General features: G+C 41.7%; 16 protein-coding genes and 3 pseudogenes. 7 read left to right on the forward strand and 12 right to left on the reverse strand.

Annotation, left to right across the window (positions count from 1 at the left end; all coding sequences use genetic code 11):
* Positions 1-107: 107 nt before the first annotated feature.
* The 7 genes from OCV52_RS11220 to OCV52_RS11250 form a co-directional block, all read right to left on the reverse strand.
* Positions 108-1,157 carry a hypothetical protein gene (locus tag OCV52_RS11220; protein ID WP_137407920.1) on the reverse strand — a complete coding sequence of 350 codons (1,050 nt, stop codon included), beginning with the start codon at positions 1,155-1,157 and terminating at the stop codon, positions 108-110.
* Positions 1,158-1,395: 238 nt separating this feature from the next.
* The gene (locus tag OCV52_RS11225; RefSeq protein ID WP_102426554.1) at positions 1,396-1,860 is read right to left on the reverse strand and encodes a GNAT family N-acetyltransferase; all 465 of its coding nucleotides are present in this window, start codon (positions 1,858-1,860) and stop codon (positions 1,396-1,398) included.
* A gap of 62 nt (positions 1,861-1,922) precedes the next feature.
* A complete protein-coding gene (locus OCV52_RS11230) occupies positions 1,923-2,384 on the reverse strand; it encodes an SAM-dependent methyltransferase (RefSeq protein ID WP_102426555.1) in 462 nt (153 codons plus the stop codon).
* A gap of 292 nt (positions 2,385-2,676) precedes the next feature.
* Entirely contained in the window at positions 2,677-3,273 is a 597-nt protein-coding gene (locus OCV52_RS11235) for a tyrosine-type recombinase/integrase (RefSeq protein WP_102424721.1), read from the reverse strand.
* A gap of 150 nt (positions 3,274-3,423) precedes the next feature.
* Entirely contained in the window at positions 3,424-3,921 is a 498-nt protein-coding gene (locus tag OCV52_RS11240) for a DUF4865 family protein (RefSeq protein WP_102424722.1), read from the reverse strand.
* A complete protein-coding gene (locus tag OCV52_RS11245) occupies positions 3,918-4,322 on the reverse strand; it encodes a tautomerase family protein (protein WP_137407921.1) in 405 nt (134 codons plus the stop codon). Before OCV52_RS11245 ends, OCV52_RS11240 begins: the two co-directional genes overlap by 4 nt.
* Entirely contained in the window at positions 4,322-4,648 is a 327-nt protein-coding gene (locus OCV52_RS11250; RefSeq protein WP_137407922.1) for a carboxymuconolactone decarboxylase family protein, read from the reverse strand. Before OCV52_RS11250 ends, OCV52_RS11245 begins: the two co-directional genes overlap by 1 nt.
* Before the next feature lie 106 nt (positions 4,649-4,754).
* On the opposite strand from OCV52_RS11250, the gene OCV52_RS11255 reads away from it, so the two are divergent.
* Both OCV52_RS11255 and ltrA (OCV52_RS11260) read left to right on the forward strand, forming a co-directional pair.
* Entirely contained in the window at positions 4,755-5,624 is an 870-nt protein-coding gene (locus OCV52_RS11255; RefSeq protein WP_102424724.1) for a LysR substrate-binding domain-containing protein, read from the forward strand.
* A gap of 714 nt (positions 5,625-6,338) precedes the next feature.
* Positions 6,339-7,811, forward strand: a complete 1,473-nt coding sequence (ltrA, locus tag OCV52_RS11260) for a group II intron reverse transcriptase/maturase (RefSeq protein WP_150897813.1) — start codon at positions 6,339-6,341, stop codon at positions 7,809-7,811.
* A 261-nt stretch (positions 7,812-8,072) separates the two neighbouring features.
* Here ltrA (OCV52_RS11260) and OCV52_RS11265 read toward each other — a convergent pair whose 3' ends face one another.
* Entirely contained in the window at positions 8,073-9,113 is a 1,041-nt protein-coding gene (locus tag OCV52_RS11265; protein ID WP_137407924.1) for a helix-turn-helix domain-containing protein, read from the reverse strand.
* A 260-nt stretch (positions 9,114-9,373) separates the two neighbouring features.
* Between OCV52_RS11265 and OCV52_RS11270 the strand changes: the two genes are divergently transcribed.
* The 3 genes from OCV52_RS11270 (at position 9,374) to ltrA (OCV52_RS11280) (ending at position 12,298) form a co-directional block, all read left to right on the forward strand.
* Entirely contained in the window at positions 9,374-9,637 is a 264-nt protein-coding gene (locus OCV52_RS11270) for a DUF805 domain-containing protein (RefSeq protein WP_233090616.1), read from the forward strand.
* Positions 9,634-10,161, forward strand: coding sequence for a hypothetical protein (locus tag OCV52_RS11275; RefSeq protein WP_137407926.1), 528 nt, complete (start codon positions 9,634-9,636; stop codon positions 10,159-10,161). Before OCV52_RS11270 ends, OCV52_RS11275 begins: the two co-directional genes overlap by 4 nt.
* 664 nt (positions 10,162-10,825) lie before the next feature.
* On the forward strand, positions 10,826-12,298 hold the full coding sequence (gene ltrA, locus OCV52_RS11280) for a group II intron reverse transcriptase/maturase (RefSeq protein ID WP_137407923.1): 1,473 nt from the start codon (positions 10,826-10,828) through the stop codon (positions 12,296-12,298).
* A gap of 497 nt (positions 12,299-12,795) precedes the next feature.
* Here the strand turns inward: ltrA (OCV52_RS11280) and OCV52_RS11285 are convergent.
* Positions 12,796-13,702: pseudogene (locus tag OCV52_RS11285) on the reverse strand (IS5 family transposase).
* A gap of 104 nt (positions 13,703-13,806) precedes the next feature.
* Positions 13,807-15,021, reverse strand: coding sequence for a hypothetical protein (locus OCV52_RS11290; RefSeq protein ID WP_137407927.1), 1,215 nt, complete (start codon positions 15,019-15,021; stop codon positions 13,807-13,809).
* A gap of 219 nt (positions 15,022-15,240) precedes the next feature.
* Between OCV52_RS11290 and OCV52_RS11295 the strand changes: the two are divergent.
* Positions 15,241-15,657, forward strand: a pseudogene (locus tag OCV52_RS11295) (transposase); the annotation flags it as partial.
* Positions 15,658-16,130: 473 nt separating this feature from the next.
* Here OCV52_RS11295 and OCV52_RS11300 read toward each other — a convergent pair.
* Together OCV52_RS11300 and OCV52_RS25655 are read right to left on the reverse strand one after the other, a co-directional pair.
* Positions 16,131-16,769, reverse strand: coding sequence for a type IV toxin-antitoxin system AbiEi family antitoxin domain-containing protein (locus OCV52_RS11300; protein ID WP_233090394.1), 639 nt, complete (start codon positions 16,767-16,769; stop codon positions 16,131-16,133).
* A gap of 286 nt (positions 16,770-17,055) precedes the next feature.
* A pseudogene (locus OCV52_RS25655) lies at positions 17,056-17,247 on the reverse strand (YeeE/YedE thiosulfate transporter family protein); the annotation flags it as partial.
* 353 nt (positions 17,248-17,600) lie between these two features.
* On the opposite strand from OCV52_RS25655, the gene OCV52_RS11305 reads away from it, so the two are divergent.
* Entirely contained in the window at positions 17,601-17,822 is a 222-nt protein-coding gene (locus OCV52_RS11305) for a WYL domain-containing protein (protein WP_233090392.1), read from the forward strand.
* Positions 17,823-18,168 lie beyond the last annotated feature (346 nt).

Consider the following 18,168-nt stretch of genomic DNA (forward strand, 5'->3'; position numbering starts at 1 on the left):
ATAATGTTGGGAGCTCTTTTTACTATGAATTCTGTCTAGCCCACTAACGGACGATTGAATTCATTCAATACAATAGTGGACCCCAATGGTTGGGCATAAGCTAACTTTCATTTAAATGGTTGTAGTATTTTATTGCCATGAAGATCTTCAATATCTAACTCATAACGAGTTAACTGAGTACGGCTGTTAGAATAAAAAGTATACGCTTTGTTGTTATAGAACACTGACGACTGTCCGCTTCGTGCGTCGCCTAGAACCGTGTATGGCGTGCTATGGAATGTTTGATATAGAGCGTAACCTAGTTTTGTTTTGGCAATGTTATGCTTTACATTAACGAAATCGCGACCATTTTCAAATTTATAGATTGCAACAGAGCCATCTTCGTTCTTTTCAATATTACCCGCATAGAACGATGCGTGATAAGAAGTGATACCTCTTGATCCCCAAGCCACTTCTGGACCAATGAGCACTTTCACTGGATCGTGTTCTTTCACTTTCTTAAAGCCGGGTACAAACTGAACTAAGATGATGAACTCATCAGGTCGATATATGAAAGATTCAGGCAATGTAATATTCTTGGTGTTCTCAAAGTGATATAAAATAGAGCTGGTGCCGCAACCGTCGATGCATGAGTATGACCAATCAAGTTTTTTTGCAATTTCTTGTATTCTGGCTTCGGTAAACTTTATAGCTACTTGTTCTGCATCTTCTGGTGTTTCGATTGTTTTTCCATCGTAGACACTCGGAAGCCATGCTTTGGCAGTTATTTCGTTGCTACCATCATTGTACTCACCGAGTAGTAGGCTTACAGCAGTAACAGCGAGTTGAACCTGACTAGCACTTGTCGAACCACTAAACGTAGTGCCTTGATGTATGTTCACAGCTGCACTCGATATCGCTCCTTCGGTGCCCGTGTTCATCTGTTTAATATAAACCTCAGAGCCTGTTATCTCTTTGATGATTTCAGCGCGATTGTCTTCTTCCATTAAAGGCTTTACGAGATAGCTCACCCTGTTAATCTCTTCTAGATGCTCTTTCTCATCCATTTTTACAGCTTCCGGACGATCTCTTACATCTTTTCTGAAATCGGTTTTAGCAGCACACCCACTTAGTAACGTTGCGAGTGTACATGTAAGAATAATTGTATTTTTTTTCATAGCTTAACAAGATTATTTTTAGTTCGAAATATGGAAAGTAGGATTACAAAGATGATAAAAAGTTGGTCAAATCACCTCACTCTGTTTTGTGGGGTTGAGAGCAGCTGGCAAGGAAAGGGGCAAAGACGTGTTTGCCGAGATCGGCATCAGCACGTCTTTGGACAAAACCTTCTTAGCTCGTCTTACCTAATGCCATCAGTTGAGATAAGAAAAAGTATCTTGAAACCTTAAATGCTTGTTATGTCCGCACTCTCGACATGATGACGATGTCTATAAGATCATCTTCAACAAGCACAGCCTTGCGTTTTGTACCCTCAACTTTAAAACCAAAGGATTTATAAAGTGCCAACGCAGCAACGTTGTTTGCATGCACCTCTAACTCTAAACGCGTCAAGTTTAGCTGCTCATCACAATACGACAGCAAGTATTCCATTAAGAAACGACCCACTCCCTTTCCTCGAGAAGTTTTGGCGACCGCAATACCAAAAGATGCAGAGTGCTTTAACGTCGGCTTAGGCGTTGAGTTAATAGCCAAATGGCCCAAGAGTTCTCCATCGCTTTCAACTGCGACAAAATTAAGCTGGCTGTCATTGAACATTGAGTCAAACTCTTCCCTTTTGATCTCAGGCAAGTAACGATTGTTGTTCACAACCTCTTTGTCGGTGTAAATATCATACAAAGCCGGCAAGTCAACTGAACTCATTTTTCTTATTTTCATAGAACCTCAAAAAACCGAAAGGACATAACGCCACATTAGCACTCTGACTACCAGTAATTTGACATGATTTCTTTTGACCACTCGGGCTGCTCGACGGTTGTTCTTGGTAAGAATTCACCCATTACTGGCTTAATGTCTACCACTGGCGTACCGTCTATTGCATCCAATCCTCTAACTTGTAGCACACTCCCACAAACAGCAATAACTTCACAAATTGTAGAACCTAAACGGTTCGGTCGGTTTTTACCTCTTTGGGCAAAAATACCAACTTTCGGCCAATCAGTGTTATTTCTTGGATGCCTTGCCCCCGTGATGATCTTTGATTTATCAACTTTGTTGAAATAAAAAGTCACTTCAACATGAGAAAAATCAGACAGTCCGATAAGAGCTTCCGCCCCGAACGCAGCATCAATAACTATAGAGGCGTTTTCTTTATCCCAATTATCATCAATCATCTCACTTCTGGTTGATTCAACTTTTCCTATAGAAACAAGCCTAATTTCTTCCATGATTATTTTTCTCCTCTGGGCACTAACAGCTATATTAGACAGAACAATTTTGTACTTAAATATAAAATTATCCTGTCTAGTATCTTAATGACGTAAACGATATATCTATTTTACTTTAAATAACAATAGTTTAATCTATATAGCTCTGTACCTACATCCCTCAATACAGATTTTTCTGTAAAACATAAATTGTCCAACAATCTGTTGCCCAAATAGTTCTCATGATAGCTTCATGCGCTCTAAACACACTTTGGGGCAGGCTTTTCAGAAGAAAAGCCTGTTTCAGCTCCTGTCAGCAGTCTGTTTTCTCAGACAACCTCAGAGCGTCTTCTAGCTCAACGCCAAGGTATCGAATTGTGTTATCTAGCTTCGAATGTCCAAGTAAAATCTGTACGGCCCTGATGTTTTTTGTTCTGGCATATATTAACGTGGCTTTGGTGCGGCGCATGGAATGAGTGCCGTAATAGTTAGCATTCAGTCCCAGTTTTGCAGCCCAGTTCCTGATAATTGAACGATAGAATGAGTAGCTGATAGGTTGCCCAAAGCGTCGGCTACTCGGGAATAGAAAACTGCTTGCCTCTAGCGATGCTGAAAAAATCCATCGGCTAATACTTTGCTGTGTTCTTGGAGTAATCTCATAGTGGACATCAGTGCCAGTTTTTTGCTGGATGCACTGAACCCTTTCATAGATAACTCCTTGCGAAGAAACATCGTAAACGTGTAGCTTTAGTAAATCACTTGCTCTTAACTTGCTATCTATAGCTAGGTTCAGTAGTGCGAGCTGCATCAGATCATTTTCAATCTCCAGCCTAGTTCTGATCCGCCAGATCTCTTCAAGCTTAAATGGCCTTTTGATGCCACTGCATTTTCCAGAAGATAACCTTCTCATGATGACCTCCTCTCTGTGTTTTTGGTCAACATGAAGTTTGGCAGTCACATTTAGTAGGGTTTAGGAAGCTCTGCAACGTCAGTGGACAAAAGTGAGTTTTGGCTTAGGTCAAAACACACTTAATTATGTTAGTGAACCTAACGCATCTCATTACTCAATATTATTTTGACCATGAGCAACATATCCCACAGAGTAAACTTCACCGCTACTATCATCAATACCTTCTGAGCTACTCAACCACGTTAAACCGAGCGTTTCCCACGAGATATAATCTAAGCCGTGTACATCTGTATGTTGGTTGACTTTATTATGAATACACGCAAGAGAATGGTGCGAATCAGGAACGTTTGGCTCGTCGTCAACGAACCAAATATCAACCTTTGGGCGACCGAATTGTTCGCAAAGAGCTTTGAATCCATCACTTTGGAGAAATAAGACCATTGCGTGATGATCTCTCCAAACATAAAACGGGGCGTAACTATTCATCTGATTTTCATAATTTTTCGCGTCTTTACGCGAATAAAGATAGGCTTTAAAAATTAAACCTGGGAACCCATCTAATAAGTGACCTTTTTCCTTGATACGAGCTTCTATTGTTTCCATAGGATAATCAGACGGGAGAACGATTTTATATTGCATTGCTATCATTGTATTATCTCAATTTCATCTTTCCATGACTGACCAGAGGAAAAAGACCAGTCTTCTGGGCCATTGAATTGAACAATGATCATGATATCTTCTTTACGAATGGGGGTTTGGGCCTGAAGTTGCTCACACAACGCTTTGTACAAGGCTCGCTTTTGTTCATGGTCACGTGATTTTCCAGCGAATATGTGAAACAAAATTCCAGATTCACTACGACTTTGAGCCAGATTTGGATAATTCGAATTAAAAACCTTTTGCTGTGGGGCATGAATGTCGAATATTTGAAAACAGTCTCCATTCGGTACTGCAAAATAAGCTTCTAAACATTGCTGGAGAATATGTGATATTTGATGCTTATAGTTTTCAAATAACTCATTACCTATAGAAATTCGTGTCATTGGCATTAGTCATTCCCCTCGTGGTCCATTTCATCTAACCGCTCAAGTGCAGAAGCCGTTACAGGCCAACCGGCATAAAAAGCAAGATGAGTCATTGTTGCGCTCAGTTCTTTTACTGTCAGTCCGTTACTTAATGCCCGAGCTAAATGACCCGGTAGTTGTTCCACACGATTTAAGACCACTAATGCGGTGATGGTTATCAGACTTCTATCACGAGTGCTCAGACTCTCATCACGCCATATCTGTCCAAATAAGATATCTTCCATAACTTTATGAAATTGTGGAGCAATTTCAGCAAACAGTTTCATTAAGTGTTGTTCTTTTGTATCCATATATTTCCCCTGTTTTTTCGTCTACTGGAAAAGAATAAGTTGATTTTTTAATATAAAAAATCAAAACTATTTTGATATACAGTTTTGATTTTCGGGATAGTTGAACATGCGGAGTCTGGATTTAGATGCCTTACGATGTTTTGTCTTAGGAATTGAGTTAGGAAGCTTTGCAACTGCAGCTGAACGACTTAATCGCTCACCCTCTGCGGCCAGTGCCCAGTTAAAAAAGCTCGAACAGCAGTGCAACACCTCATTAGTGACCAAAATCGGCCGCCATCTAGAGCCGACAGAAGCAGGTGAAATTATTCTGGCTTATGCCCGTCGCATGCTTCAGTTAAATGACGAAGCTCTAAACCAGTTAGTGGAAAATTCATTGACGGGGAAAGTGGTTTTTGGCCTACAAGAAGATTTTAGTGACGTACTATTGCCTCAGTTGCTAGGTGTATTCTCTCGTTCACATCCAAATTTACAATTGCAATCCATTGTTGGGCGCCATCAGGAGTTGATGGATGGCATTCAATCTGGTGAGTTAGACTTTTCATTGGGATGGAGAGGTGAAAAATCGGCGCCATATAGTGAACTTCTGGCAGAATTACCACTGTACTGGTATGGGCCAGCAAATAAATATCTTAAAGAATCCATTAATATTTCTAAACCTGTACCACTAGTCATGCTTGATGGTTCTTGCATTATCAGACAACAAGCCATAGCAGCATTAGATCGCGAGGGGATTCCATGGAAAATTACCTTTGTTGGCCGAAGTCTGAGTAACTTATGGAGCGCTGTTGATGCCGGCTTAGGAGTTACGGTTCGCTCTTCTTTCAGTCACCCGGATACTATTAGTAAGTTGGATGGTTTGCCGGTCCTTGGAAAACTTAGGTTGTGCCTCGATCGTAATCAATATAAGTTAGAAAAAGTACAGGAACAGTTGTATGACGAATTAAAACAACAGCTTACACTCTATATCAAAAAGTAAAGTGATTGAATTGCTGCCAGAATTGTGGACATAAAAGTCCACATTATGAGCAAGCCTGAGTCAGATTGAATCAATAGGTAAACTAATCCAAAATCACATTAATTCGATGTGAATGAGTATTTGCTCTAACAAGCTTTGGGGCGTGCGACGTGAAGTCGTATGAAGCGCTGTTCACCGCTTAATGTGTGAACCATCTGTATCACCAGATGAACCTAAGGCTCTGAATAAAGTAGCGAGCCTGACAATGTAACGAAGGTTGGTTATAGACCAATCGGGATCAAAATCGTGAGAGGACGATCCTCCTGATAACCACAATCGGGTGAGTGCTAGGTAGTCAGCATGATGAACATAAGTGAATCCGCATAAGGTGCGTTATGTTATGAAACAGCGGAAGTGGTTAATACGCTGTGGCCAAAAGGCACGAGAGTCGGAAAGGGATTGCCCCATGCTCTTTCGTGATCGTCGAACTCTCCGCACTATAGCGGGCATCTACACTGACACTGCGCAACATACGGAACACGGTAAGCCCGTATCACTCCCTCTGGGAAAGCCTAAGTGGCCGATAGTGATGCGGGTAGAGGAGGTTGGAAAAAGCGAATGCTGCATTGTAACGATGCAGATACAGACTTGTGTCTGGTCACGAAAGTGAGCCCACTTCCAACTGGTCTCTCGTTGCGAGAAAGTTTGAGGAACTTTATTAAGGAAGAAAAGCAAATGATGGTTTCGAATGAGATTAGTGCATCTTCTGACAGTGCACAGTGGCAATCCATTAACTGGAAGGCCGCAGAGGCGAACGTCTTAAAGCTTCAAATGCGTATCGCAAAGGCAACTAGAGACGGTAAGCACAGCAAAGCAAAAGCATTGCAGTGGATACTGACTCACTCTTTCTCAGCAAAACTTCTTGCTGTTAAGCGAGTCTCTCAAAATAAAGGCAGTAAAACGCCAGGAATAGACGGCGTTGTCTGGAACACAGACACGCGTCGGATGAAAGCAGTAAATCAACTGAGTCGGAAAGCTTATCAAGCGAAACCACTCAAGCGTATCTACATCCCCAAAAAGAACGGTAAGCTCAGACCACTGGGTATTCCACGTATGATTGACAGAGCCCAACAAGCTCTTCATCTTCTAGCATTAGAACCTGTGTCCGAAACGCTTGCCGACCCTAATAGTTATGGTTTTAGACCAAATCGCAGCACGGCTGACGCTGTCAGTCAATGTTTCAAATGTTTGGCCCTAAAGCGATCTGCTAAATGGGTTCTTGAAGGAGATATCAAAGCTTGCTTTGATAAAATCGGGCATCAGTGGCTGATGGATAACATCGCCATCGATAAACGGATGTTGGAGCAATGGCTTAAGTCAGGCTTTGTAGACAAAGGGCTGTTTTACGACACCGACGAAGGCACGCCTCAAGGCGGGATTATATCCCCCACCTTGATGTTGATGACGTTATCGGGTCTCGAACAGCGCATTAAGTCTACCGCGCTTAAGAAAGGCGCAAGAGCTAACTTTATTGGATATGCCGACGATTTCGTCGTCACCTGCGCTTCAAAGGAAGTGTTGGAGAACGATATCAAACCATTGATTGCTGACTTTTTAGCGGTACGAGGCTTAACGTTATCCGAAGAGAAAACGCACATTACTCACATCAACGACGGTTTTGACTTCCTTGGGTTCAACCATAGGAAGTACAAAGGAAAACTGCTCATCAAACCGAGCAAGGCCAACACGTTGACGTTCCTAAGTAACTTGCGCGGACTCATCAAAAAGCACGTTACCCTACCGGTGAACGACCTTATCAAATTGATTAACCCAAAGCTTAGAGGGTGGTCGAACTATTATCGCCACTGCGTAGCTAAACAGGTATTCAGTTATGTCGGTCACAAACTATTTCATGCGTTATGGCATTGGGCTAAAAGGCGACATCCAACAAAATCTAAAACTTGGGTCGCCTTAAAATACTTCATCAACCGAAGAGGCCAATGGCAGTTTCACGGTTGGCAGAAGATAAAGGATATGGATTGCCAGTTTAATCTTTTCCAAATAGCTAAAGTGCCGATAGAAAGACATGTGAAGATCCGAAGCGCAGCGACACCTTTCGACCCTCAATACCAAGAATACTTGGGAAAGAGGAAACACAAAAGGCCAGCTCGTAATTCTTGGATTGAACCTGCTCTATCTGCTTTATGAGTTGCTGGGTATCATTTGATGCCTTTGTAGAGGCTTGAGCCTAGTGCAGTGAAAGTTGCACGCTGGGTTCTAAGGGAGACGGCACTTGGTAACAAGTGTCGTCCACCCGACACTTTCGAGCTAGAAAGTGCCACAGGTAAAAATTCAACCTGTGAAGGTTTTGGACATTTCCAAGTTAGCGAACCTGCTAATTTAGCAAATTATGAATTACTTCATGTACGGCAAAGTTGGCTCTTAGATATTCAATATTAATAGTGAATCTTACTTAGACTGTTGAGCGTTACTTTTACGGTATTCACTTGGGGTCATTCCCACGACTCTTGAAAACTCACGATTAAAGTTAGACTTGGTCTGAAAACCAGAATTCATGAATATTTGCGTAATAGTATCTTGTGACAAATCCAAGGAGTGCTTGGCATGTTCTATGCGATACCCATTTATGATCTTAGAAATATTCTGTTCGTGTACCTGATTAACTGCAATTGAAATTTGTTTTGCTGGTATGCCTAACTTTCGTGTCAGTTTTGAAAGGGTTAGCTCAGGGTCTAAGTAAAGTCTGTCTTGTCGGATTTTGGAGTCTAACAGAGAAGTGATCTCGTGAGCCCTCTCACTGGTCATTACCTGGGAGCTGCTTGTCTCGTCATTGTGACTGATTTGTTTAGATTTTAACTCATCTGAAACAGGCGTATTAATACCCACGACAACTACAGCTATCGATAACACGGGTAGAAGAATCAAATGTGCTGCAGTAATGATGTACAGTGAAAATCCACCTTGATTAAAAGTAAAATCTAACGACATGAGCGTGTCTATACACGCTGAAAATATCAGCATCCATCCTGCAATATTCTCCGCTTTCTTTACTCCTTCCCAATTCCCTAACGAGACATTAATCAGTGCTGTTTCTCTTGACGAAAAGCGAATTAGTGCCACTCCATAGCAAGCGTAAATTAAAGTAAGTAGTACATCTAATGGAAGTGCCAACCAAGGTTGAGATACAGCGCTAATTACGACGAATAATGGCGCAACAAAATGCTTAATAGGCAAGGTGCCTAAATCACGATTGGCATGTGCAAACGCATACCACGCAGCAACAGGAATTATGGAGGCCAGAATAGGTTGCGCGATGCTGAAAATGCTAAATCCAAATGTCCAGCGTAAACCAACCATTGCGGTCGTCATAGCACATAATCCTAAAAACATGCTAGCGACTTTACCCTGCTGGGAAAGCTTGGCATAAAGTGATATCGCTAGTAGTCCAAGTAACATGGAAACAACGAACGGGACGGGTATCGCAAGCATAGCAAGTCCTAGATGGATAAATGAGTTCTCACTTTCAGTGAATATCAAGGATAACTCTATGAAATACAATTGAAAACGCAATATAGACCAGAACAGGTTTAAGAACGACCTAAAACCTGTTTTGAGACGTACACACCACTTGTTCCGAGGCAAAATATCACCATCAGTCAAATTTTGAGGTGGCATTTATGAAATACTATTTTTTAGCTTGGAAGCGAAGTTTAGACTTTTCTGGTTGTTCGTCCCGCAAAGAATGTTGGATGTTTCTTTTAGTACACACATTAGTAGCGATGGGATGCATTGCGGCAGATATTGCTATGAATATGACAACATGGTTCGACACGATTTATAGCGTTGTAAGTTTCATCCCTATGCTTTCAGTAATTGTTCGTAGACTGCACGATATCAACAAATCTAGTTATTGGGTACTGGTCTTTTTCACACCGATAGTAGGACCGTTTTGGTTAATATATTTGTTAGCTCAATCGACCAATACTAACTTCGACGTGGAGGCTTCAGCATGAAAAAAGTAGCCATTCTACATTTGTTTTTATCGGTCTTTGTTTCAACATATAGCTGGGCCGAAACTATATCTCCCACAGGTGGTTTTGGAACTCTGTCTGTCGACAACATGACTCAAGGACAACTCCTTTGGCTTAACGGTCGAATAGGAGATGCAATCTACTCATTTACTCTTCAAGATGGAAAGGAGTGCACTTTAAAGGTACCAGTTGCTGTCGGTCGTATCTCTGAGCCAGATTTTGGTATCAGTGAAACTGAAGGTCTAGCCATCGTCGTTATGAGCCAACGCCTCAATGACGCTCTTCTTCAAGGAAAGCGAATAAATAGTGAAGAATGGCTTTTCACCACTAAAGCGTATGATGAAAATATCGACGGGTTGATTATCAATGGAATTAGCTTTGAGGAGGGCTTCGTTTTAAACTCGAAGCGAAAATGGATTTCTTGGTTTCTAAGAGATGAGCAAAACGTTGTTTGTCATTCATCTAAATCGAGTGACTTAATAGGAGAGCCTTTCTCGAGTCAATGAAGGAAATGGGGTCATTGCCACACATTATTTTTTGTAAATCAAAACTAGCTAATTATCTGTGACGTGTTTGGAAGCGTAACAAACTTCGGGGCGTGCGACGTGAAGTCGTATGAAGCGCTGTTCACCGCTTAATGTGTGAACCATCTGTATCACCAGATGAACCTAAGGCTCTGAATAAAGTAGCGAGCCTGACAATGTAACGAAGGTTGGTTATAGACCAATCGGGATCAAAATCGTGAGAGGACGATCCTCCTGATAACCACAATCGGGTGAGTGCTAGGTAGTCAGCATGATGAACATAAGTGAATCCGCATAAGGTGCGTTATGTTATGAAACAGCGGAAGTGGTTAATACGCTGTGGCCAAAAGGCACGAGAGTCGGAAAGGGATTGCCCCATGCTCTTTCGTGATCGTCGAACTCTCCGCACTATAGCGGGCATCTACACTGACACTGCGCAACATACGGAACACGGTAAGCCCGTATCACTCCCTCTGGGAAAGCCTAAGTGGCCGATAGTGATGCGGGTAGAGGAGGTTGGAAAAAGCGAATGCTGCATTGTAACGATGCAGATACAGACTTGTGTCTGGTCACGAAAGTGAGCCCACTTCCAACTGGTCTCTCGTTGCGAGAAAGTTTGAGGAACTTTATTAAGGAAGAAAAGCAAATGATGGTTTCGAATGAGATTAGTGCATCTTCTGACAGTGCACAGTGGCAATCCATTAACTGGAAGGCCGCAGAGGCGAACGTCTTAAAGCTTCAAATGCGTATCGCAAAGGCAACTAGAGACGGTAAGCACAGCAAAGCAAAAGCATTGCAGTGGATACTGACTCACTCTTTCTCAGCAAAACTTCTTGCTGTTAAGCGAGTCTCTCAAAATAAAGGCAGTAAAACGCCAGGAATAGACGGCGTTGTCTGGAACACAGACACGCGTCGGATGAAAGCAGTAAATCAACTGAGTCGGAAAGCTTATCAAGCGAAACCACTCAAGCGTATCTACATCCCCAAAAAGAACGGTAAGCTCAGACCACTGGGTATTCCACGTATGATTGACAGAGCCCAACAAGCTCTTCATCTTCTAGCATTAGAACCTGTGTCCGAAACGCTTGCCGACCCTAATAGTTATGGTTTTAGACCAAATCGCAGCACGGCTGACGCTGTCAGTCAATGTTTCAAATGTTTGGCCCTAAAGCGATCTGCTAAATGGGTTCTTGAAGGAGATATCAAAGCTTGCTTTGATAAAATCGGGCATCAGTGGCTGATGGATAACATCGCCATCGATAAACGGATGTTGGAGCAATGGCTTAAGTCAGGCTTTGTAGACAAAGGGCTGTTTTACGACACCGACGAAGGCACGCCTCAAGGCGGGATTATATCCCCCACCTTGATGTTGATGACGTTATCGGGTCTCGAACAGCGCATTAAGTCTACCGCGCTTAAGAAAGGCGCAAGAGCTAACTTTATTGGATATGCCGACGATTTCGTCGTCACCTGCGCTTCAAAGGAAGTGTTGGAGAACGATATCAAACCATTGATTGCTGACTTTTTAGCGGTACGAGGCTTAACGTTATCCGAAGAGAAAACGCACATTACTCACATCAACGACGGTTTTGACTTCCTTGGGTTCAACCATAGGAAGTACAAAGGAAAACTGCTCATCAAACCGAGCAAGGCCAACACGTTGACGTTCCTAAGTAACTTGCGCGGACTCATCAAAAAGCACGTTACCCTACCGGTGAACGACCTTATCAAATTGATTAACCCAAAGCTTAGAGGGTGGTCGAACTATTATCGCCACTGCGTAGCTAAACAGGTATTCAGTTATGTCGGTCACAAACTATTTCATGCGTTATGGCATTGGGCTAAAAGGCGACATCCAACAAAATTTAAAACTTGGGTCGCCTTAAAATACTTCATCAACCGAAGAGGCCAATGGCAGTTTCACGGTTGGCAGAAGATAAAGGATATGGATTGCCAGTTTAATCTTTTCCAAATAGCTAAAGTGCCGATAGAAAGACATGTGAAGATCCGAAGCGCAGCGACACCTTTCGACCCTCAATACCAAGAATACTTGGGAAAGAGGAAACACAAAAGGCCAGCTCGTAATTCTTGGATTGAACCTGCTCTATCTGCTTTATGAGTTGCTGGGTATCATTTGATGCCTTTATAGAGGCTTGAGCCTAGTGCAGTGAAAGTTGCACGCTGGGTTCTAAGGGAGACGGCACTTGGTAACAAGTGTCGTCCACCCGACATAAACGCTCTAGCAGTGATCGTGCTGGCATTGTGATCACCAAGCGACTTTGTCGTTACACTAACTACCGAGGGAAAATGACGGGACTAAATTAGCGTTCTTTTTAAAGTATTTGAACAATCTTTAAAGGGTGCTAAGGATGTTCTACATGGATTCAAAGTCACAGTTTACTGTCGATATCATTAGCAAAGTCATTGATGGCTAAAGGCTTCTTGTACTTAAAACAAACCTATCTGCACTAGTATATTTACATCCACCAGCATTGCTGGTGGATTTATCCCCATTTAGAGACAATAATAATTACTCTCTCATGAACGAAATCTGTTTTTTATGGCGTTGTTGATCAAATCAGCTTGAAGATCAACGACACCATATGTAGCTAGCCGTTAGCTTCTAACGGGCATACCTAGTCCTATGACTTTGTTAATTGCTTTGACATTCGCCATGATTTCACCCACTTGAGCGTTGTAACATCTCAAGCTCAATTTACAGCTTGTTAGTCCTTTATATCGGGACATAGCAGTCTCAGATATTGAACGATATTGATAACCAGACTCTGTTTTCCATTCCGATATTGTTCCATCTCTCAGAGCCATTACCGCTTTGTTTCTGGGATGACCGTCTTCCCAAAGAGCTGCATTCTTTCGAGGCGGTATTAACGGAGTACAGCCTTTTTTTTCAGAGTCTCGTAGCAATTTTTTGTGTCATATGCTCCATCGGCGGATACGGCAGCGACCTTTCTACGTAGTGGGTTGAGTAACGTCGGTAGCACTTCACTATCGCCTACATTTACAAGACTGACTTCCGCACTCATCACTTCGTGAGTATCCACATCTACAGCTAAATGCCGTTTACGCCATGTCCTACGTTTTTCTGCACCATGCTTTTTCACTTTCCACTCACCTCTCCAAAGACTTTAGGGCCAGTAGAATCAATGGCTATATGGCGAATAGCCCCTCTCGATTTATTGCGATATTTGACCTGAACTGTCTTCGAGCGTCCCCTGATACAGGTGTAGTCAGGGGACGTTAGTGGAACATCTAATAGGTCAAAAATAGAGTCGATCAAGCCTTGAAGAGCACGTAAAGGAAGAGAGAAGATGCCCTTAATCATCAAGGCGGTTTCAATCGCTGTATCAGAGTACTGAAAGCCTCTCCCACGCTTACCATGACGGGTTTTGCATCGCCATGCATCTACGGCTGAATCATCTATCCAGAATGTAACCGAACCGCGTTTACAAAGGGCCTTATTGTACTCTGCCCAGTTAGTTATCTTATTGTTTGATTTACCCATATCACCGCCATTCCAATCGTTTCAAATGATCAGATCGCAGGACTTGGAAAAGGTTCAACTAATTTAGGCAACAACGCCGTTTTTTATACTAAATAGTCATTAATTTACGGTGCGATACTCTTCGTGCATTCCCTATTATTACCATCCTCCAAACTATCTTTTTCACTTCCTTCATAAGCATCCAACTTTTTGGTCAACTCTATATTTTTATCATATTCAACACCTAATTTAATCTGCAAAGCTCTTTCTGTCGGGTTACTAGATCTAATTACTTCTCTATATTCCTTTCTCAGTTCTATCAGTTCACCTTCAATCACAGTTAATTCATTTTCCATTCTGGATCTTTCTAACTTCTTATTATAAACAATCTCACTCTCTAATTTTTTATTTAATTCATTTTCATTTATTTCACGATTTATTTTATTTAGGTATTCTTTTGACTTAACAATATCTTCTTTAGCGACCATTACTTCTTCTTTTAGTGAAACTAACCTACATTCTTCTTTTCTAAATTTAGACTCTTGAACTATTATTTTTAACTCTATGTCTGAAAGCTCAGTTTGTTTAACACTTAACTCTTTTTCAACTTGGCTATAAGAAGCATCAAGAGACTCTAAGTCCATCTTCTTTCGTTCAACAAGGGCCTCTAAATACTCTAATTTTTCCTTATGTTCAGCACTGGTGAACTCCTTGGATTTACCACGGACAAACCCTAACTGAAAAAATGCTCTACCTGTAAGGTCCTGAAGCTCCATCATATTTCCCTTACCCATTAGGCGAAAAGGGTGAACCAACTTTTCGAAATCAAAATTAAAGAAGGTCATATGCACGTGAAAATTTTCAATGAACTCTTCGGATTTAAAATGGCCCTCATCAACATGAAGATCAATCGCCATTGGAAAAAGCCCAAATTTCTTATGAATAAAGTTTGCCAATTTCTTACAGCAATCTATAATTTTCTCTTTCCAATTGAATGGATATTTTGACTTTACAACCAGAACTTGGTCTCGAGAAAGAACAACAACATTATCAACGAAGGCATTGGAATTTTTAGAGAATTCAATATTGCAAGTACGCTTTCCTGCAGATTCCTTCAATTTTTTCATTCTCTTCTCGCAATTAGCGAACGAAACAACCTCTTGAATATGAACATTTCCACAACTCAACTCCGGATAGACATTCTTGTCATCTACAATAGTTCTTACGTGATGTTTTCTAAGACCACGAAATTGAGTTTTTTTAAATCCCTTCATCTGACTAGACACATAATTATTCATAATTAAACCTGTTTTTTTATTTACATTAACAAATAATTTCACATTGTGTAAACACCGAAGAAATCACACTAAACAAGAAAATTTAAAAATATCTAATCATATTAAGTCACGATGTTTCAATATATTTAATGGTAGTTCTAATTTATTTTAAATTAATTGGAACTAATTTTTGATAGCGTAGCTGCTTTGTTGCGTAATTTAATGGATCTAAATCCTGAACCTACTATCTGCTCACTTCCGTCCACTCCCTCTCGTAGCCCAATACCTCAACTTCGTGACAAAACAACCAGGAAGCAATACAACCAATCATTAACCGTGGTTCTCTGACCTTTTGGCTTGATGACGAAGCGATATATGGGGGAGCACAAAGAAAATGGAATAAGCGTGAGAGGCCTCATCGATTCAGAGATTTAGTTATAACGACAACGCTCAGGGTGAAGCGAGTTTTTTCTATGCCACTGAGAGCGCTACAAAGATTTATCGACTCGATATTTAGACTTGCCTGCATTTCATTAAGTTGCCCACGTTACACTTACATCAATCGTAGATCTAAGCAAATTGAGGCCTCTTTTTAGACTAAAACAAGAGGAAGAATCCAGCACCTAGCCCTTTAATGCTATTAGTCTTAAGGTTTATGGCGAAGGTGAACAGAAAACCAAAAAGCACGGGACATGTGGTTAGGAATGCCTGAAACTTGTCGTATTGACTAAATGCCCTTACAAGCCCCACCGCCTAGCCCACTTTGCAGTGAAAATCTAGTAAATGAAAGACTAAGAAAGGCACAGTTGCAATACCTATTGGCGCACTAATACTGCCTATTGGTGCACTAGTACTGCCTATTGGCGCACTAGTACTGCCTGTTGGTGCACTAGTACTGCCTATTGGCGCACTAGCACTGCCTATTGGCGCAGTAGTACTGCCTATTGGCGCAGTAGTACTGCCTGTTGGTGCACTTGTACTGCCTATTGGCACACTAGTACTGCCTATTGGCGCACTAGCACTGCCTATTGGCGCACTAGTACTGCCTATTGGCGCAGATGTACCACCTATTCACAGGAAAAGAGGACAATATCTTGATGAAAAAAAAGTGTAAAAAGGCGTGAAAATCATGGGAATTTTAGTATCAGCATTCAGAAGCAAAAAAGAGCTTATTAATTCCAACTCAGCGCTTCAAGGTAGGGCATCATGATATTAGTCATTCGGTAATACTTGGCATATTCCCAGAGCTTATCGTGATTGAGCTTATTAGCTCGTTTTGCTTCCACAAATGCTTCAATCGCAACGTCAATCCCGATTTTATTACGGAACTTAAAACAATCAACAATAGTCCGTTCAATATCAGTCACCAAAATAGGAACACCATCAACTTGTCTTGAGACAACTCCAAAATTGGCCATGTCTCTGGTGCGAACAATTCGTATGTTTGGGTAGTCAATACTAGGCGCTCTATCGTTTTTACTAATGCAGATCCACACCTGAAATGGCGCTTGGGTGGTGAGGTCGTGGTATCTAAGAGCCGACAAAAGGCAAATAACGCTATTTTTCGCTCTAGCACTAACCTCCGCATAAGATTGCATTTCTGACTCTTCTCGCCCTACATATCCATAAAGCCCTCTCTGAAGTTTTTCTAAATGGCCTTTTTCCACGGCGCGAGAAAGCGCTGCACGAGTGATGTTGAATTTCGCGGCATCTGAGGTAGTAAACATTGATAACTTTTTAAGTTTATCTAGTTGTGAGGGGTTCATTTTAAATGATACGCTTTGTATAACATTACAAACATTGTACAACAAAACGTATCACCATTCCTGCTATAGCGCAGAACATATCAGAGGTGTTACAGGCATCGTTTCAAAGCAATCAGGCTAAATATGACCAGCACAGGTTATATGGCTAGGAGGAACACCATCGCTTACCCATCTCTGATCATACTATGCCAAATCGTTTACTGGAGTATGCGTACTGCTGAATTCTACTGCATAGTGACAAGCCAACATATCCAATCGGAGCACTGCGCCGATTGTTAACATTCAAGATTTTAATACACAAACAGAGTGCAATTCCCGAAATATATAACAAAGCTAATCTACTCACTGTAGACCCCCCGCAGCCGCTATTGATTGCCGCGCCAACACCAAATAGAAAGCCACCAAACAGTAAGAACAAACTCGGCCAAAAAGCCGTAGACAGCTGGCGCCCCTCAATCACTGCACCTAACCCCATTGATACCCAAGCCAACGATCCACTAAACACAATCGCAAAGATGAACATTGGTGCTCCTTTCGTCGCCTCTTTTACTCCTCTCACCATACAAAGACCTGTGGTTTGGGCGCGATACTTCTAGGTAAGAATATGAGCCACACACTGATTAACTGGCATAAACACAAGCAACCCGGCAATTTGGGTAGCAACGTAACGAATGAGCTTTCTAATACCGAATTACAGCGTTTAATGGTTCAAAGGCCTATCAAGAACAGTTTCCAACCCCGCCACTCGTGCACGACCTTAGTATAAAATGATATCGACTTACTGATCATTTTGCGCCAAAGTCTACGAAAGGCACTCCAAACGAATACTTGTCGCTGCTGCACAAGTATAACAGCGACCACGTAGATGGCTTCAACTTGAAAGATCTTGGCTTTGCTGACTCTATTTTCCTTTCAGTCCCAAATAGGCAGATTGCCACTATGATCGTTCGTAGACTTCTACAAGCAGCACGAGAAAGGCGCAGAGTTGATATTGAGTATGTTTCGATGGATAACCCTGAAGTGCGAGGTCGAAACATCATTCCACACACCATCGTATTTGATGGGTTCCGTTGGTATGTACGAGCATATTTTGAATAGAGAACAATGTTCTTAGATTTCGTGTTCATCCGATTTAGAGGAGAGCCAGAGCTGCTCAATGAATCAGATATTTGCATTGAAGCCGTTCAGATTGGACAACAGAAGAAACAAATGAAATCACTCCAAACTCACATCTATCACCACAGCACAGCAACACATAGTAAAAGCCGATTACGGAATGCATGATTCTCCACTCACAATTAGTTGCCGACGAGCACTGATTAAATATTTACTCAAACGCTTAGATGTTTGCGTGGATAACAAGCAGCTCTCTTCGACTTCCAAGAAATATCAACTAGCACTAGTTAACTCCGCAAGCATAAAGCGCTGCCTTCTTTAATAACAG

The organism is Vibrio chagasii (assembly GCF_024347355.1).
Classification (GTDB): Bacteria; Pseudomonadota; Gammaproteobacteria; order Enterobacterales; family Vibrionaceae; genus Vibrio; species Vibrio chagasii.

Coding starts and splice junctions, on each gene's coding strand:
- OCV52_RS11265 (WP_137407924.1), bottom strand. CDS start 9,113: ATGCTTGCGATACCCGTCCCGTTCGTTGTTTCCATGTTACTTGGACTA.
- OCV52_RS11270 (WP_233090616.1), top strand. CDS start 9,374: ATGTTTCTTTTAGTACACACATTAGTAGCGATGGGATGCATTGCGGCA.
- OCV52_RS11245 (WP_137407921.1), bottom strand. CDS start 4,322: ATGCCAATGACACGAATTTCTATAGGTAATGAGTTATTTGAAAACTAT.
- OCV52_RS11225 (WP_102426554.1), bottom strand. CDS start 1,860: ATGAGTTCAGTTGACTTGCCGGCTTTGTATGATATTTACACCGACAAA.
- OCV52_RS11255 (WP_102424724.1), top strand. CDS start 4,755: ATGCGGAGTCTGGATTTAGATGCCTTACGATGTTTTGTCTTAGGAATT.
- OCV52_RS11235 (WP_102424721.1), bottom strand. CDS start 3,273: ATGAGAAGGTTATCTTCTGGAAAATGCAGTGGCATCAAAAGGCCATTT.
- OCV52_RS11250 (WP_137407922.1), bottom strand. CDS start 4,648: ATGGATACAAAAGAACAACACTTAATGAAACTGTTTGCTGAAATTGCT.
- ltrA (WP_137407923.1), top strand. CDS start 10,826: ATGATGGTTTCGAATGAGATTAGTGCATCTTCTGACAGTGCACAGTGG.
- OCV52_RS11240 (WP_102424722.1), bottom strand. CDS start 3,921: ATGATAGCAATGCAATATAAAATCGTTCTCCCGTCTGATTATCCTATG.
- OCV52_RS11275 (WP_137407926.1), top strand. CDS start 9,634: ATGAAAAAAGTAGCCATTCTACATTTGTTTTTATCGGTCTTTGTTTCA.
- OCV52_RS11230 (WP_102426555.1), bottom strand. CDS start 2,384: ATGGAAGAAATTAGGCTTGTTTCTATAGGAAAAGTTGAATCAACCAGA.
- OCV52_RS11220 (WP_137407920.1), bottom strand. CDS start 1,157: ATGAAAAAAAATACAATTATTCTTACATGTACACTCGCAACGTTACTA.
- ltrA (WP_150897813.1), top strand. CDS start 6,339: ATGATGGTTTCGAATGAGATTAGTGCATCTTCTGACAGTGCACAGTGG.